We start from the raw sequence: 17,417 nt of genomic DNA, 5'->3' as shown, positions 1-17,417 counted from the left end.
AATCTATTTAATTGGCAGACGAATCTCTGCTGTAGTTCCTTTCCCATTCTTACTTGTCAAAGAAAATTTCCCGTGATGCGCTTGGATAACCTCATCGACAATTGCCAATCCGATTCCGCTCCCAGCACCTTTGGACTTCCCTTTATAAAATTTATTTTTCACCAACTGTAATTCTTCTTCAGTGATTCCACTACCTGAATCGATGACTTGAATTACCGCTTCCTTTCCTATGCTCGTTAGTACGACAACAATTTTCCCACCATAAGGGGTGAACTTAAAAGCATTATCCAAAAGATTCATCAATACCTGCTTTAAACGATTATGATCTACAAGAACGGGCACAAGACTTTCATCTAAATGTCCTGAAAGCTGAATTCCTTGTCTCTCAGCCCTTGGAGCTAATTGTTGAATCACCTGTTGGATGAAAGTTGGCAATACGACTTTTTCAATCACCAAGGGCAGTTTACCTGAAGATAAACTCGAGAAATCTAGTAGGTCACCAAGTAAATGATTGAGCCGGTCACTTTCAGTTGAAATAATTTCAAGACCGTTGCGGAAGAAATCGTCTTCTGTCATGGAATTAAGCGTAACTGCCCAGCCCTTGATGGAGGTCAAAGGCGTTCGAAGTTCATGTGAAACAGAAGCGATAAATTCATTTTTTAATTGCTCATGCTTCTCAATCTGCATCGCCATATAGTTTAATGTATCTGCAAGCTTGCCAATTTCATCTTCATTCTCCTTTTTGACTCTGGTAGATAACTTCCCGGAAGCCATTTGTTCCGCAGCCTTCGTAATAACACTAATCGGCTTCGTAATAGTGTTTGCAAGGAAAAAGCTGATGATGGCTGCAGTAAGGATAACAATCCCTCCAAAAGATAAAAGGATTAGCATATTTTTGGTAAAAACGTGATTTAACCGTTCCATTGAGGTAGTAAAGCGAATTGCCCCAATAACCGTACTTCCCCGCTTTAACGGCTGTGTTACAAATAAAATCCGTTCTCCAGCTGCTTTCGTATCTAGATAACCGGTAACACCGGTAAAGGCCATTTTTACATCCTCATAATCGGAAATGTTTTTTTGCTTATTTTCATGGGTATCAGCGATTACATTTCCATTGGGGTCAATTAATTGAACTTCAGCCGATACCAGGAATCGATATTGATTCAATAATCTTCCCGGGTTGTTAAGCAACTGGTTATCAATTAATTCCTGCTCATAATAGGAAGAAAACAATAGGCCTTGGTCGCCTAATGTTTGCTTGATTCCATCAAGATAATAAACTCTTAAGGCGAAAAGAATAATCGCTTCAAATAAGGCAACACTAAAGATGATGAGGATTAAATAACTCCAAACCACTCTCCGTTTTATTCCCTTTTTCATTTATTTATCTCACTATTTTGAAAGGAATAACCAAAACCCCAGATGGTTTTTAAAAACAAAGGCTGAGACGGGTCATCTTCAATTTTCTCTCTTAATCTGCGAATATGTACATCTACTGTTTTTGGGTCGCCAAAATAATTTTGCCCCCAAATTTCATCTAATAGCTGATTTCTTGAGAGCGGCTCGTTAAAGCGCTCAAAAAATAATTTAATTAATTGAAATTCCCTTGCGGTTAATTTGACCAATTGTCCATTTTTGTACAAGCGCTGTGTTTTCATTTCGAAATGAAAAGGGCCAGCTTTGATAACCGGTTCAGGCTGTTTAGGTACTGTTTGATTTGTTCTTCTTAAAACTGAACGAATTCTTGCCACTAGTTCCAGTGGATTAAATGGCTTAACAATATAATCATCCGCACCGAGCTCCAAACCCATGATCTTTTCCATGTCTTGTCCGCGGGCAGAAACAATAACTATAGGAAGTCTGGGATGAGTTTCCCTGATTTTGCTGCAGATTTCAAATCCGTCCATATCAGGCAGCATAATATCTAAAAGGACTAAAGAAGGAGTTCGATTATTTACAAGTGCTAACGCCTCTTTCCCTTCCCCTGCTTCCATTACCTCAAAATTTGAGCGCTGTAAATTAAATACAATTAGTTTCCGAATCGGGATTTCATCTTCCACCACTAAAATTTTTCCTTCTGACATCGTATAAACCTCACATTTTAAAATTTCCCTTCTTCTATAATTTTACATATAAGGTAAAACTAAGCAACGGTTATTTCATTTTATTATAAAAAAATAACCCACGCGGCAGCGAAGGTTTTTATATTGTAAGGTTTCATTGTAGAATTTTATTCTGTTATCCAGCTTTTTCTTTATTACTTATCTCCTCCATTAAAATTTTTAATTGTTTAATCGCTCTATGCTGGGTTGTTTTCACTTTACTTTCCTTCCAGCCTAATACTTTAGCTGTTTCATAAATTGAAAGCTCCTGAAGGAAGCGGAGAATGATTACGCTCTTTTGGTCTAAGGTGCATTGTTCAAGACATTTGAACATATTTTGTGTATCCAATTTTTGAAACACAGACTCTTCCAGCGAAATCGATTCATCCTTGACTTGCTGTTCCCAAGAATCAAATTGATCGATGATCCGCTGTTTCCAGCCTTTATGTTTTCGAAAAGAATCAATGGCTACATTTCTGGCAATTGCAAAAAGCCATGTTTTTTCACTGCTATCACCCTTAAATTGCTGGTAGGCCTTTAATACACGTATATAGACTTCTTGAACAAGATCTTCTGCTTGTTCACGATTATGAACCATATAATACAAAAAATTAAAAACATCCTGATGATATTTTTTATATAAATGATTAAAGACTTCTTCCAATTCATGCTCACACTCCTAACACCATTCAACCTGAGGCAAAGGACAAATCTTCCATTTAAAAAGTCTTAAATTCATATCCCCTACAAATCATACTTTTTTTTCCAGAAAAAAGGGTTACAATCCGGTAAAATCTTTTATTCGACTATGTTACCAATTTGTAACCTTTACGATAGCTTTATTTTCTCGAAAATACTGGAATAATTATGGACTTTATCTAGATTTCCAGTTTTGCATTATTCCAAATTCAATCAGAATCTAGTACTATAGAAGGAAGGTATGTTTTTATGAACAAACGCGGAAATTCACTTACTGAAGGAACTGGAGAATTACATGAAGAAACAAAAACTTGTAATTTTATACTTTGTCTTAAGTTTTATTTGGATATATGGAACAAATTATCTAGTTGAACATTATCTCCCCACCCATTTAATTTGGATTTTTGAACGGTTAAAAGAAATCTTTTATGTGCTTGTTACTGGTGGAGCAATTTATTTCTTTATCGGTAAAAAAGAAGAATTGAATGCGTCCAAAGAGGATGAAAGACGTCTATCCACCTTGATCAATTCGATGGTTGATTTCGTCAACTTTAAGGATGGGGAAGGAAGATGGATTGAAGCAAATGATTTTGGACTTAAGTTATTCCAGCTTGAAAATATTGATTATCGAGGGAAAAAGGACTCCGAATTAGCAGCATACTCAGATTACTATGCCGATGCACTGAGGTATTGCGAGGTATCGGATGAAGAAACGTGGAAAAATGGAATCGTGACAAGGTGCGAAGAAGTGGTTCCAATCCCCGATGGCTCTAGCAAAACATTTGACACAATCAAAGTCCCACTGTTTAATCCGGATGGATCAAGACAGGGCCTCGTGATTATTGGCCGAGATATTACTGAAAAAAAAGAAATGGCCAAAAAGCTGGCAGAAAGCCAGCAGCAATACAAATCATTGTTTGAATACAGCCCGGATATTGTTTATATGATGGACCTAAATGGAGTCCTTTCTAATTTAAATCCACAATTTGAAATTATTACGGGTTATAAAAGGGAAGAAATGATTGGTAAAAATGTAAAAAGCATATTACCTAAACGCTTTCGTCATCATCTTAAGGAATTTATCTCGACTGTCGTAGATGATAGTACGCCAATCATTTATGAATTAAACATCCTCCATGCGGACGGGCATTCGATTACCTTACAAACTACCTCCCTTCCCATTGTTATTAATGGTGAAATAACAGGGGTTATTGGTTATGGAAGAGATGTAACGGGATTGAGGCAAACAGAGGAACGGTTGAGAAGGACAGAAAAACTTTCTGTCGTCGGGGAACTATCTGCAAGTGTTGCCCATGAAATTCGCAATCCGCTTACCTCTTTGAAAGGATTTGTTCAGCTTTTACAGGTTGAGGACCAAAGGCATCAATTTTATTACCAAATCATGCTAGATGAACTTGATCGAATCAACCATATTGTGGGTGAACTGCTGCTTTTAGCAAAACCGCAAGTACTTAAATATACAACTGCTGATATCCAAAAAATCATGTTTGATGTCATTTCATTATTAAATACAGAAGCAAGTCTATATAACGTGCAAATAAAATCAACTTTTCCTGCGAAGGAAACCTTCATGGAGTGCGAACCAAATCAACTTAAGCAATTGTTTATTAATGTCATTAAAAATGCGATTGAAGCTTCACAAAACGGCGGTACGATTCTAGTAAGTATAGAAAAAATCGAACAAGAGCAGATTACGATTAAAGTGAAAGATAACGGCTGCGGTATTACGAAAGAAAGATTAGCCAAAATTGGTGAGCCGTTTTACTCCTCCAAAGAAAAAGGAACTGGTTTAGGATTGACGGTCAGCTTCAAGATCGTGCAATCACATAAAGGAACCATTACATTTGAAAGTCAAAAAAATGAAGGAACATTAGTCACCATCGTTTTGCCGCATAATCCCAAAAAGGCTGAAACAACAAGGCATGCAAAAATTGCAAAACCATAATTCCGATTAAAAACAGTCATTAGATTATGAATGGCTGTTTTTTCAATTTGTCGTCGTATTAGATTTTTCCTTCCTATTTCGAAAAAAGGCAATCACTAGCATAGTACTTGGAATGATAATTTGAAAGGGATAATGTAAATAGACCGTGACAACTACTAACCCCTCTTTAATATGTTCAGAATATGTGGAGGCCATAGTAATCGATGCGAACAAAACAACCAATCCAATTGGAAAGGTAAGCTTCTTCTGATTTAATTGAAATATATCGGCTGCACCGGCAACGGCTGCGTAATAGAAGAGTGTAACTTTAAAAAAACCGCCAATGATGAGATAAAGCATAAAAAGAACATCCAGCCGCTCAATAAAATTCGCCAATTGGATTCTCGAAACGGTTGTTAACAATGGAAAGTTTGACCGGACAAACACTTCCGGACCGATGGTCGATATCGTGATGATTACTGTAATAATGATATTGATTCCACTTAAAATCATCCCGCCAACACAAACAAATTTTACTTTTTTTGGTTCATTAACAAATGGTAAAATCATCGTGAAAACAATCATCTCTCCAAACGGAAAGGTAAGTGTTTCCCTAAGAAACGTTTTAAATACCGGTTTCCAGCCATTTTCAAGAATCGGCTTTAGGTATTCAAAGTGAATTAAGCCAGAAAAGATAATGAGCAAAAATCCTGCTATCGCCATTAAATAGATAATCCCGAAATATAGCTGCCCCACTCTTGCGATGACTTCTAACCCTTTATGTATTCCATAAATAATGGTCAACACCATTAAGGTATTAATGACAAACAGAGGGGTAGTGGTATACACAGTGGTTGTCAATAATTCGCCAAAATCCCTTAAGACCCTCGCTGAAAAATAGATAAAATACGTTATATAAAATAAGGAAATGATTCGCCCCGGCCACTTCCCGACAATCTTTTGTACATAGCTAGTCAAGGGCAAATCCTGATAATAAAGAAATAGACGATAGTAAATAAAGAAGACGAGTAAACCGCCCGCTAATCCTAATAAAATGGCAATCCATGCGTCTTGTTTTGCTCTACCACCAAGACCAAAAAGAATTGAACTCCCCATTTCAAAAAGAAAGACAAGGACGAAAAGCTGGGATGCATTTATTTTTATCTTTTCCATCTACAACCTCTCCCCCTTTTCTTTTCTATAGGGTTATTTAGTTAAATCGACCCAGAATGGATTTACTCGAATTCCTTCCCGTCTTACGTAGGAGGCTACCTGTACATTTACATCTAGCTCCGCAAATTGATTATCCCAGTCAGTTTTAATTTTTTTCCAATAAAGCGGGTACGTTCGATGAATCGTTTCTCCAAAGCCGAACACATCACTTTTTTTCCTTTGGACAGCCTTAATCGCTGCAAGGACTTCCTTTTGAATTTCATTTTGAACGAGTTGGTCAATTTTATTAATTACTTCCGGATTTGAGAGGTCAATAGCCGTATTTGCTTCACTAATCCAGCCTTCGTTCTCAATAAAAACATTTATAAGAGGTTTCCCATTTTTCATGCTTGGAGTGACCTTTGTTTTCGAACGAATGGGTGCAACTGATAATGCATCCTTTTTTCCATTCCAACTCACATTAATATCTGTGCTTTGAACCTTATTTAAAACCCATACCACACCGCGGGCATTTTTTTGATCAACCCACCCCGTCAATTTTCCTCTTTTGAAAAGGGCTAATCCAGCCGCAGCTGGAATGCCATCAGCTTTTGTTTTTTGTAAAATATCCGATTTCCCGACATTCTCTGTATCTCCAATTAGTCTAATTCCATTTGCCAATGGCTGTTTTCCCTTCGAAACTAGTGCAGCAAGAAAATCATCAATTGGGACATGCATATTTTCTCCCAACAGTTTTTCTGTTGTATTAATTTCTTTTGTGATCTTATTCACCGGTAGTTTATCAAGAAGAGAAAGCGTCGAAATCATGTCTTCTGCTTTTACGTTTCTAGCAACGACCAGCTCTGTTGTTGTTCGGAACTCCGGATCACGATCGAGGGCGTCCAAAAGATCTAGTAAATCCGTTTTCGCAACTTCTTCACCAACGACAACCAGATTGGTATGAGCGTAATAAAGGCGGCGTGATATTTGCTTTGTTAATTTTCTCGCAGCTTCGGTTAATGTATTACCGGAACTCTTATAGACGACGATCGGCAATCCTTGCCCACCGCCATTCTGTCCTGATGATACATTTCCAGGATTTACAATTTGTACCGAAAATTCAAATTTCTGATTCTCGCCCCTATCTATACCTAATGCCATGACAAATGCTAGATCAGTCAGCTCTTTTTGATTCCAGCATGCGCTTACAATGGGAAGAAAAAGAATGATGAGTAAAAAAATTATCAGAAATTTTTTCATTACTGGTCACCTTTTGTTCCAGATTGATTGTTTTCATTTTGGGGACCTGGTTTCTGATTTTCTCCCGTTCTAACGATATTTCCTTTACTGATAAACATTGGCCGATTTTTCAACGCCCAAATTGGAAATCGTACAATTACATCCTGCTGGTTTTTAATGTTAAATGGAGCTAACGGCATCATATAGGGAATCCCAAATGACCTTAGTGAACATAAATGGATGGTCATAAACATGAGACCTAACATCAATCCATAAAAGCCTAAAATGGTCGCCAAAATCATCAGAACGAAGCGGATTAATCTTGCGGCGATAGCCATCGCGAAGCTCGGTGTCGAAAAATTTGCGATTGCTGTAATCGAAACCACGATTACCATGACCGGGGAGACAAAACCAGCTTGAACTGCCGCCTGACCAATAACTAACGCACCAACGATGGAAACAGCCTGACCCACTGCACGTGGGAGTCTTAATCCGGCCTCCCTTAATATTTCAAAGGTTACCTCCATAATGAGGGCCTCAACAAAGGCAGGAAATGGGACATTTTCCCGCTGAGCTGCAATGGCAATTGCCATTGTGGTAGGAATCATTTCCTGATGGAAGGTGGTCGCTGCAATATAGAGTGCCGGCCCCATAATTGCAATAAAAAAAGCTAAAATTCTTAAGAAACGAATGGCTGAAGAAAGATCGAAGCGTGAATAATAATCATCAGGTGCCTGAAAAAATTGAATAAAAACGGCCGGAACTGTCACGACAAACGGAGTTCCATCGACTAAAAGCGCAATTCTTCCTTCAAGTAGATGGGAAGTTACTACATCTGGTCTTTCAACATGAAAAGTAGTTGGAAAGGAAGTCCATGCCTGATCCTCAATTAATTGCTCAATATAGCCTGAACCAATAATCGAATCGATATTGATACGATTTAAACGCTCTTTGACTTCAGCCACAATTTTTTCATTTGCAATCCCTTTTATATACATAATTCCGATATCTGTTTGGCTGACTTTCCCTATTTTAATCGTTTCAAGCCATAAATTCGGACTTTTTATCCTTCTTCGGAGAAGTGCTGTATTTGTTCTTAATGTTTCTGTAAACGAATCCTTTGGACCACGGATGGCTAATTCCGTTGACGGTTCAGAAATCGCCCTTTTCTCCCAACCTTTTGTCTCAACACTAATCGCCTGATTGTATCCATCTAAAAAAATGATTGTGTTACCCGATAATAAATATTCATAGACCTTATCCCAGTTTTCGATTGCCTGAACACTGCCTAAACCTGTTGCATAATCTAACATCCATTCAAAAGAATTAATCTCCACTTTTTCCAATTCTTCCGTTAATGCTTGAAGGAAAAAATCATTAATTGTTTTATTATCAGCTAACCCATCCACATAAACGACAAATCCTTTTACTTTCGAAAATCTGATTTCCCGAAAAACGATATCAGTACTATCGCCAAATTCTCCCTTAATTCTCGTAATATTTTCTTGATAGTCTCGATTTAACGGTAAATTTTCCGGCTTGCCCGGGTCTTGTTTTTGCCTGTAATTATCGTTTTGCCGTTTTTTTTGCTTCTTTTTTAATATATTCGTTAATATGGACACAATTTCCGCCTCACTTAGAATCACCATCATTCTCTAATATGGGTAGATTGTCCAAAAATCACCAAATTATCCATTTTTGTTTCTGCATAAACGATAAATCGGAACAAACAATATTTGTATTACGGTCAGTAGGTGATGTAGATGAAACTGCTTTTTGTCAGTATGCTGCTTGCTGTTTTCTCGTTTTCTCTGATCATCGGGCTAGACCTATTGATGGGACGAAACCCCAATGATGTTTTAAAGAATGCTTTAAATCCCTTTCGTGTCATGATGCCATCAGAATATCTCATTTTAATTTTTTTCATTCTTTTTTTTCTGATAGACGTCTTCCGTGATTATCTTAGTAAGAAAAAAGGAGATAATTCGTCTTCTTAAATAAAAAAAGGAGGGCTCAATTAGCTCTCCAATTTCGTTCTTATTTTTCTCCATAATCCACGGACGGATTTCATTCTATACTTCCATTTTTCTTTTCTTTTTAGATTCGGTCCAAATAAATATCGTTTCCATCCCCAATTTACTGATTCCTCAAGAACAATCAAAAATACTAGTAGTCCAAAACTAATCCAAAGCCACATCCCATAGTCCCCTTTACTACTGGATAATTTATCGTATTCAAATTTACCCCTCGACAGCACTATGAGATTAGTTTTTTAGAAAATGATAAATTGGTAGACAGAATGCATGAGATATAACGAATAAGACACTTACAAGAATTAAAGAGATTTTAAAATAGTTAAAAAGGATGCTTATTGAGCATCCTTTTTAGATTTTTTCAATACCTGCCACTCTTGTTTTTATATAAACCTTATTACCAGCTGTAAAAAAGAAAAGACTTCCCAAGGTAATAACTGTAATTATCCAAAACATGACTTGACCATGAACATGACTTAATAGAAACCCGCCCAAAACCGGACCAAGAAAATTTCCTATTTTTCTAAATTGCCCTGCACCAAAATACGCTCCTCGTAAATTTTCAGGGGCGAGGTGATCAATGAGAATACTGCTTGAAGGAAAAATCAAAATTTCTCCCAGGGTTAAAAGAATGATCGAAAAAGCAGCCGTCACCCAACCAGATACAAAACTAAAACCAAATAGCCCTGCAGCCATAAAAATGGAACCTGCAAGCATGGCCTGCATCGGCTTAAATTTTTCCGCTATATGACTAATCGGCATCTGAAGAACAACAACCATAACCGCATTAATCGAAAGTAGAACAGAAAATATTACCACGCCGTTTTGCAACTTTGCTTCCAAATGTTGCGGCAGATTTGAATCGAGCTGTACATACCCAATGTTTACTAAAATACTGCCCAAAATTAAAAACATGAGGGCCCGGTCTTTACGGATAATCCTAAATGCATTGATAATTGATACCATTTTTTTGCTTTCCTTCTGTTGAGGAATGACCAATCTTTGCAAAAAGAAAAACAATACAATCGCATAGAGTAAATAGGTTGTACCTGTTATGGCAAAAGACATTTTAGCGGATGTTGCCGCTAAATAAGCCCCGATTAGCGGCCCAACGGATGCCCCGATATTGATAGCGGTATAACGAAGGGAATAGGCTTTCATCCGATTTTTCTTATCGGTGATATCTGCCATCAATGCTTGTGAGGTTGGTTCAAAGAACGAATTGCAAAGTCCATTCAAGGCGTTTAAGAGGATAAACCAGCCTTGACTGCTGGCAATAGTAAAACCGTAGTACACGATTGCTAGTGTGAATAAAGATAATAGCATGACCTTTTTTCGCCCGTATCTGTCGGAAAGATGACCGCCAATAAATCCGCCAACGGTTGCCATAAGCGGACTCATTCCGACTGTCAAACCGATAACAACAGGAGGAAGGTCCATATTACGAGATAAATAGATGGATAGAAACGGCAGGGTCATAAAAGCTGAGCCTCTTGCCAGCACAGTACCAATTAAAAGGACCCAAACAATCGTATGAAATTGTCCAAGGTAAGTTTTAATTTTATTCATAAAATTCCTCACTTTATGTATTTTCCTTTATTAGTAAATCAATTTGGGTTCAAAAAGTAAAGAAAAAAAAGACCATTTGTGGTCTTTTATCGCTATTCAATCCATTTATATAAGGTAATATCATGATAAATGGGTTCAAATAGATCATTTGAATGAAAGCTTTTTAGTTTTTTTACTTTTTGACCAAGGTTTATTCCTTGGGACTTAAATCCTTCGATGACTTTATCGGTCAACAATATCGTCTTCTCGTGATAATACTTTGACTCCAGTCTAAACAATTGATATGTTTCAATTCTTTTGTTTAAGTAAGGTGCTTTTAGGTACTGCAGAACTCTTGTTTCTTCCCATGTATAAAGAATGACAGGTTCATCTAACTGTCGAATATATTCATTCATTTGGTAAATTGCAGGTTTTTCTGTTGCTTGTATTTTTAAAAGCTTTACATCACGATTGACTTGACAGAACAAAATTACCACAGTCACTCCCATAACAATTGCAGATGGCTTTTTTGAAAAATGCTTAATCATTACAAAAAGAAGGAGCATAAGAACCAGCGGCAGAACATGTCTTGCTTTTTCAATATTCTGCGCCAATAACGCCCAGACGAAATAACTAGCGAATAACCAATAAAATAGCATGTTGGATGGCTGACTTTTTTTTACCTTTCGAAATAGAAAGGAGAATAAAAGAATATAAATACCTGCAGTTAAGTGGGATTCTGCAAAAGTACCCGTCCAGAAAATATTCTTCCAAATAAACAGATACATACGTTGAAAAAAGTCTATTTGATCTGTTTCGATAGCCCCTCCCCAATCGGTGAAATGCCCGCTTGTAAATGCTAATGAAAGTTTGATGAATCCGCTTATACTCCCTTCGGAAATAACAAGACCCATCACCCATATGAGCTGAAATAAAACGGCCCATATGGTGTAGATAAATATGGTTCGCATTGGAGTATTATTAGTTTTTACCTTCAGATAAAATAAATAGATGATGCCGATTGCAAAGGGCAGATAGGAGAGACGAATACCAAGTAAAACACTTAAAAGGACCAGTGGGACCAGCATATCCCGGTTATTTTTTGAAGTAATTGCAAACTCAAGTCCCCATACATACCACCATAGGGACGCTAGGGCGGCCCCCTCTGACATCGGTTGGTTGACCATAATAACAGTATAGGTAGATGAATAAATAATTGCAGTTGATAAAATTGCGTAGGAACGTTTGAGTCTTTTATGTATGATTCGATACAGCGGGATTAGCGAACTTGCATAAAAAAGAATGGTAAAGACAGTTAGTGACTGTGAAGGCTCACTCACAAAACCATGCATCAATTTACCGCCTAAAATAAAAAAAGGATAGCCCGGAAAATGCGGCTGCATCTCCATCAGATCGAAACGCTTGACGGCCAAGGCAAAATCAACCTGGTCCCAGGAAGAAACGAACGGATTTAGGTAAACCCACTGCATGATAAATACAATAAGTATAGAAGCAATCCCCAGCCATTCTATTAAGGTCAATTTTAAAATTGAGTTTTTCATATTTCACCGCCTATTCCATGAAAAAGTACAAGGCTAACAGCCTTGTACTTTTATAATCAATCTTATTTAGCTTGCGGTTTTAGAATTTTAGCTTTTTCAGCATCCTCATTCTTTTTGACCGATTTAACCGATTTCGAAGAAGTCAGCAGATAGATTGCTGCAAAATATCCGATGTACGCAATTACTTCCTCAATCGAAGGCATAGAGGAATAGCCAAATAACGCCTTCAAGAAAACACCTACATCCCCAGATAAGAGCGGTGCATGACCGGTATCACGAAGGTAGTGACTCGCATCAATTGGGTGCTCCGGCAATAGCCACGTCAAATCATACACATGGGGCATTACACTGCCAATGATATTTAAATCCTGCATCATTGAAATCGCTTGAACGAGCAAACCAGCTGAGATTAGAATAATGAAACCGCCAGTAAATTTAAAGAAGGTACTAAGTGGTACTCTCATCGTTCCCTTGAAGAAGAAATACGATACAATCGCGGCAATCACAACACCAGTGATGGCACCCCAGCCCTGCATGGCGGCACCAATATTCCCCCCGTAATCGCAGCAAAGAAGAATACGGTTTCAACACCTTCACGAAGAACTACGAGAAAGGAGTGAACCACCATTCCAACCACATTCCCTGTTGAGATAAATTGATTCATTTTACCTTCCATGTTGCCTTTTAAGTTTCGGCTATGGCTCGCCATCCAAAAGACCATTTGCGTTAAAAGCACAGTCGAGACAAGCATAATCCCTATTTTCAAATACATTTCGCTTCCCATTGCAGCAAATCCGGTAAATACGATCTGGAAAAGAAGCGCTACTCCGACACTGGCCAACACAGCAAGACCTGCACCGAGCCATACAAATTTTACATATTTCTTTTGGTTTACCCTGCTCAAATACGTAGTAATAATCCCTACGATTAACAGAGCCTCTAATACTTCACGGAATGTAATTAACAGTGACTGTATCTCCATTGCCGATTCTCCTCCAACTTGCGATATTCTCTTCTATCTTTGTTTTCTTCTTCTCATTACAGTAACGATGACAACAATTAAAACCGCAACAATTAAGATAATTGGAATCCAATTGCGAATATTGGAAATATCCGTCCAATCTTTTTTAGCTGCTGCTGATTCTTGTTCTGTTGCGCTTTCGGCAAAATGTCCCACTTCTAAACTTTTTATTTTAAATTCTGTTTTTAAGGTATTTAAAATATCTTTTTTATTTTTTTTAAAGGAATCAAGACTTGCTTCCTTTTTTCCTACTCCAAATAAGCCCGGATTTCCTAATGCTTCTAGTGCCTGATCAAAGTCTTTTCGTATTTTCTTGTCATTTTCTGGATGCTCAGCCTCTACTGTTGGGGAGAGGGCATCATATGTAGCATGAGCTTTGGCAAGAAGCCTTTTCGTTGTGTCATATTCAGAAAAATTCTTTTCAATACTCTCAAGCCGTCTTGCAATATTTAACACGAGTAACTTTTTCATATTCCTTATCGCTGCTTTTTTATCCTGATCATCGAGGTTCGCCAATATCAACTTAGATGGCTCAGGACCCATATGCATATCGACTTCTTCTTTAACTGTTTCGTAAAGTTTTTTAGCAGAAGTAAAATTGGGAGGGTTCTCATCCAGTTTAACTAACATTTGTTTATAAACTTCTGCAACCTTTTCCTCATTGGGATCACCATATGAATAGGCGTATACCCCCCTCTGCGGTAGGCATGTGATCAACAGTACAAAACAAAATATAAAAACGGAAAATCTTTTCATCCAAACGTTCCCTCCTACACTCTTAATGATAATGATTATCATCGTCGTTGTCAATGTAACCTTCATAATTTTCACATATTTATCACATAGTGATTTACTTATTGTACTTTTTCGCTTACCTGTACCATCTCAACTTGTTGGTTTTTATTTATTTTTTTAACCGGCCTTCTCATTTCTTTTAAAATGGCTGGCAAAACCGAAGTCATATACTTTTTAAATTTGATAAACGACTCCCCTGTATTTCGGACCTGATAACGAATGGGGATTTCCTTCATTCGGAATCCCTTTCGAATCAGATTAAGCGTCACAACCTGGGCATAGTTATAATCATGAATGATTTCCGCTTCCTTCATGGCATTTCTTGAAAAAGCCCGCATACCGGATTGGCCATCGTAAATCCATTTTCTTAATAGTAGTGCCTGAAGCACGGTGAAACAATAGTTTCCTAACCTGCGATTCCATTTCATCCCTTTAATGGTTCCAAGAAAACGAGATCCCATTACATAATCAGCTGACCCATTAAAAATTGGTTCGACCAGCTCCGGGATTTGATCGGCTGGATATTCGTTATCAGCATCAATCATCACCCCGATGTCAGCCCCATGAAAAACACATAGCTCCAACCCTTTTCGGACAGCAGCTCCCAATCCCTGATTGATCGTAAAGCTGTGAATATAGTCTGCCCCCGCAATTCTCGCCACCTCTACGGTGTTATCATTTGAACCATCATTAATGACTAAAACCTCAATGTTGATATTCTGATGAAACTTCCTTGGTATTTTTTGAATCACTTCTGCAATCGAAGCTTCCTCATTATAGGCTGGAAGGAATACGATAATTTTCTTCTGTTTCATTCAACTCTACATCCTTCCTGATTGCATCAATTAATACAGGACCACGGGCATGGTCCGGGTAAGGAGCTCCCAATAAATAAGAAATCGTTGAAGCGAGTGATACTAAACTATGTTTTTCCTCCACTCGTCTCCCCTTCTTAATCGAGTGCCCATACATGAAAAATGGGACATACCTTTCCCCTTCGTCCAAATGTCCGTGACCGCCGATTCCATCCGCTTGGCCGTGGTCAGCACAAACGACGAATGTATAGTTTTCAAGCTTTCCTTTTTCTTGAAGCCATTCAAAATATTCCTTTACCAGTGCATCTGCTTCCTGGATTTTTTCGATATAGTCATCATAAAGGACTCCTCGGCTATGTCCCGTTTGATCGGTTCCTATTAATTGAACAATTTGTAAATCTGGGTCTTGTTCATCCATAATTTTTTTTGCCCGTTCAATAATATTGCGGTCGGCAACATCATTGTGCATCACAGCGGTAACGGTTTCGACATCGCTGCCAAAGGAATCGACAAGATGGGCAATCCCCAGCAATGATCCCTTTTTCCCGATTTTTCGTAAAGAATCAAAAATACTTTCAACTTTTAAACCAAGCTTCCATACCATATTCGATTTGATACCATGTTCAAACGGGTAGGTGCCCGTGAACATGGAAGAGAAACAAACAACGGTTCTTGCAGGGTATACCGTTTCCATTCTAGTATACTCTGTACCATTTTTTCGCAAATAATCAAGGAAAGGTGTATGTGCTTCTTCAAAACGTTCCTTCCGCATTCCATCGATGACCATCACGATGACTTTCTCATTTACAGCGTTACCCGGCACGTCAACATTATCGGTATAGGTGGGAATTACTTTCGGTTTCCAATCAAATAGGTTTTTATGTAGAATCCAGGCAAATAAAAGAATTCCCGCATAAAAAATTGCCAACATAGATAATTCCTTACCAGTCCATCCGGTGCTTGCAGTACCAAAATTCCATAACGATAATAATAGAAGGAACTTTGGCAGCTGTTCTTGAGCATTTCCACTTGTAGAGTCACTATTTTTTAAAACTAGCTTCCAAAACCGGGTGAAATTCAGCCAGGAGGTGCCGATTCGTAAATGATAGTAAAAGGTTCCCCAGAAAAAAACGGTAAAGAAGAAATAGAGACCAATTGCAAACAACAGCAATCCAAGGTTTACTTGATTCCAAATCATTAAATAAGCAATGTATGGAATCCAGAGATAATTTCGAAGGAACAATGGAAAGTCAAACAAGTAATAAATAATTAATAGCGGCACAATACCAAGAAAACCAGCAAAAACATCAACCGGATTAGGTGCTTCACCAATTCTAAAGATTATGTATAGAATCATTGTTCCCACAGTAAAAATGGGGGTAAACGGCTTTCCTTCATTTAAGAGGTTCCAGCATCTTGCCGCAACCTTTTCAAATTTTGATGCTTTTTTCATCCTTAACCTCTCCTCAAACGTAGTAACGCTTTAATTTGTTGCATTTTTACAGCAGGGGATATCAAAAGCAGCATGATCCCTGCAAAATAAGAAAAGATAAATTTATAGCTGTGACTAATTAATGCAACCATATACCCTTCTCTTACCGGATAATGAAAACTGGTTAATGCTGCTGTCATCACTGATTCGTATGTAGAAATTCCCCCAGGGGTAATTTGAAAAACCTGTCCCCCAACTGTTATGGAGTTTACCCAGATGGCTTTAAATGGGCCAAGATGCTGGCCAATTGATGAGGTCACTCCAAAAACAACTACACCTTCAAGAGCCCAGCTCAAAACTGTAAGTGTGAAGATAGGCAGAAAATTTTTAGCCTGAAAACTATTTTTTAATAGATGTAGATGCTTTTTGAAAAGTTTTGGGAGGTATCTCCTCAAGAACCATATTGCAAGGATGATGAAAACAAAAGCAGCTATTAGTAAAACAATGGATGATTTAAACAGAATACCTCGTGAAAAAGCCAAGAGTCCCATGAATGAAAATAGCAGTAAAATTAACATATCTAATACTCTTAACACCACTACCGAATGAGCAGATATCGAAGTTGAAATATGCTTTTCCCTCCAGGACAGGACGCCAATCCTTACAGCATCCCCTGCCTTAATCGGAGTAATATGGTTAATGAATAAACTAAAGAGAAGCCCCTGAAGACAGCTAAAATATCTAACTTTTTTCCCTAAGTAAATTCTCCATGCTTCGGCACGCAGACAAAATGATAAAAAATAACATATAGTTACAATCAGAAGAATTAGTGGGTTATCGACAAAAAACTTCCTCGTTTCCTTCCAAAATTGCTCTGCATGAAAATAACGGACAGAGAGAAAAACAAAGACGATAATTAGTAAAAATCCGCCTGTTCGTACCCAAGCTTTATTCCTTCTTGACTTCTTTGCCACTTTGCTTGATTTACCCTCATACACTTCCATCCGCTCCATATGTATACTATTCCCTAAAAACAGGAAAAACCTTGCAATTGTTACAAGGTTTTTCCACTAA

At 37.8% G+C, this 17,417-nt stretch carries 15 protein-coding genes and 1 pseudogene; 2 read left to right on the top strand and 14 right to left on the bottom strand.

Features of this window, described 5'->3' with window-relative positions; translation table 11 throughout:
• Positions 1-3: 3 nt before the first annotated feature.
• The 3 genes from RCG21_RS13855 to RCG21_RS13845 form a co-directional block, all read right to left on the bottom strand.
• A complete protein-coding gene (locus tag RCG21_RS13855; protein ID WP_133333485.1) occupies positions 4-1,380 on the bottom strand; it encodes a HAMP domain-containing sensor histidine kinase in 1,377 nt (458 codons plus the stop codon).
• Positions 1,377-2,084, bottom strand: a complete 708-nt coding sequence (locus tag RCG21_RS13850) for a response regulator transcription factor (RefSeq protein WP_133333486.1) — start codon at positions 2,082-2,084, stop codon at positions 1,377-1,379. The genes RCG21_RS13855 and RCG21_RS13850 overlap by 4 nt, the downstream gene beginning before the upstream one ends.
• Positions 2,085-2,238: 154 nt before the next feature.
• A complete protein-coding gene (locus tag RCG21_RS13845; protein ID WP_133333487.1) occupies positions 2,239-2,766 on the bottom strand; it encodes an RNA polymerase sigma factor SigX in 528 nt (175 codons plus the stop codon).
• Between the two features lie 330 nt (positions 2,767-3,096).
• On the opposite strand from RCG21_RS13845, the gene RCG21_RS13840 reads away from it, so the two are divergent.
• A complete protein-coding gene (locus RCG21_RS13840; RefSeq protein WP_133333488.1) occupies positions 3,097-4,767 on the top strand; it encodes a PAS domain-containing sensor histidine kinase in 1,671 nt (556 codons plus the stop codon).
• Between the two features lie 42 nt (positions 4,768-4,809).
• On the opposite strand, the gene RCG21_RS13835 is transcribed toward RCG21_RS13840, so the two are convergent.
• Genes RCG21_RS13835 through RCG21_RS13825 form a run of 3 tightly spaced genes read right to left on the bottom strand, consistent with a single transcriptional unit; the run spans position 4,810 to position 8,759 of the window.
• Positions 4,810-5,919 carry a GerAB/ArcD/ProY family transporter gene (locus tag RCG21_RS13835; RefSeq protein WP_133333489.1) on the bottom strand — a complete coding sequence of 370 codons (1,110 nt, stop codon included), beginning with the start codon at positions 5,917-5,919 and terminating at the stop codon, positions 4,810-4,812.
• A gap of 33 nt (positions 5,920-5,952) precedes the next feature.
• On the bottom strand, positions 5,953-7,158 hold the full coding sequence (locus RCG21_RS13830) for a Ger(x)C family spore germination protein (RefSeq protein WP_308913282.1): 1,206 nt from the start codon (positions 7,156-7,158) through the stop codon (positions 5,953-5,955).
• Positions 7,158-8,759 (bottom strand): spore germination protein, encoded by a 1,602-nt coding sequence (locus RCG21_RS13825; protein WP_235824737.1) that lies wholly within the window; start codon positions 8,757-8,759, stop codon positions 7,158-7,160. Before RCG21_RS13825 ends, RCG21_RS13830 begins: the two co-directional genes overlap by 1 nt.
• A 141-nt stretch (positions 8,760-8,900) precedes the next feature.
• Here RCG21_RS13825 and RCG21_RS13820 point away from each other — a divergent pair, with 141 nt between their 5' ends.
• Positions 8,901-9,134, top strand: a complete 234-nt coding sequence (locus RCG21_RS13820) for a YczF family membrane protein (protein WP_133333492.1) — start codon at positions 8,901-8,903, stop codon at positions 9,132-9,134.
• 20 nt (positions 9,135-9,154) lie between these two features.
• On the opposite strand, the gene RCG21_RS13815 is transcribed toward RCG21_RS13820, so the two are convergent.
• The 8 genes and pseudogenes from RCG21_RS13815 to RCG21_RS13780 form a co-directional block, all read right to left on the bottom strand.
• Complete coding sequence (locus tag RCG21_RS13815; protein WP_308913281.1) at positions 9,155-9,334, bottom strand: hypothetical protein; 180 nt, start codon at positions 9,332-9,334, stop codon at positions 9,155-9,157.
• Positions 9,335-9,521: 187 nt separating this feature from the next.
• Positions 9,522-10,739, bottom strand: coding sequence for an MDR family MFS transporter (locus RCG21_RS13810; protein ID WP_308913280.1), 1,218 nt, complete (start codon positions 10,737-10,739; stop codon positions 9,522-9,524).
• 92 nt (positions 10,740-10,831) lie between these two features.
• Positions 10,832-12,280, bottom strand: a complete 1,449-nt coding sequence (locus tag RCG21_RS13805) for a hypothetical protein (RefSeq protein WP_308913279.1) — start codon at positions 12,278-12,280, stop codon at positions 10,832-10,834.
• Positions 12,281-12,342: 62 nt separating this feature from the next.
• Positions 12,343-13,262, bottom strand: a pseudogene (locus RCG21_RS13800) (FTR1 family iron permease).
• 33 nt (positions 13,263-13,295) lie between these two features.
• Positions 13,296-14,057, bottom strand: a complete 762-nt coding sequence (locus RCG21_RS13795; protein ID WP_133333497.1) for a hypothetical protein — start codon at positions 14,055-14,057, stop codon at positions 13,296-13,298.
• A 98-nt stretch (positions 14,058-14,155) separates the two neighbouring features.
• Positions 14,156-14,911: a glycosyltransferase family 2 protein gene (locus tag RCG21_RS13790; protein ID WP_133333498.1), complete on the bottom strand. Its 756-nt coding sequence runs from the start codon at positions 14,909-14,911 to the stop codon at positions 14,156-14,158.
• Positions 14,871-16,364, bottom strand: coding sequence for an alkaline phosphatase family protein (locus tag RCG21_RS13785; RefSeq protein WP_308913278.1), 1,494 nt, complete (start codon positions 16,362-16,364; stop codon positions 14,871-14,873). Before RCG21_RS13785 ends, RCG21_RS13790 begins: the two co-directional genes overlap by 41 nt.
• Positions 16,365-16,366: 2 nt before the next feature.
• Positions 16,367-17,356 (bottom strand): lysylphosphatidylglycerol synthase transmembrane domain-containing protein, encoded by a 990-nt coding sequence (locus RCG21_RS13780; protein WP_308913277.1) that lies wholly within the window; start codon positions 17,354-17,356, stop codon positions 16,367-16,369.
• Between the last annotated feature and the right edge of the window lie 61 nt (positions 17,357-17,417).

Source organism: Bacillus salipaludis (genome assembly GCF_030938565.1).
In the GTDB taxonomy this organism is placed as follows: Bacteria; Bacillota; Bacilli; order Bacillales; family Cytobacillaceae; genus Neobacillus; species Neobacillus salipaludis_A.
The sequence above is the reverse complement of the archived record's forward strand: the minus strand, read 5'-3'. Positions and strand labels throughout refer to the sequence as shown.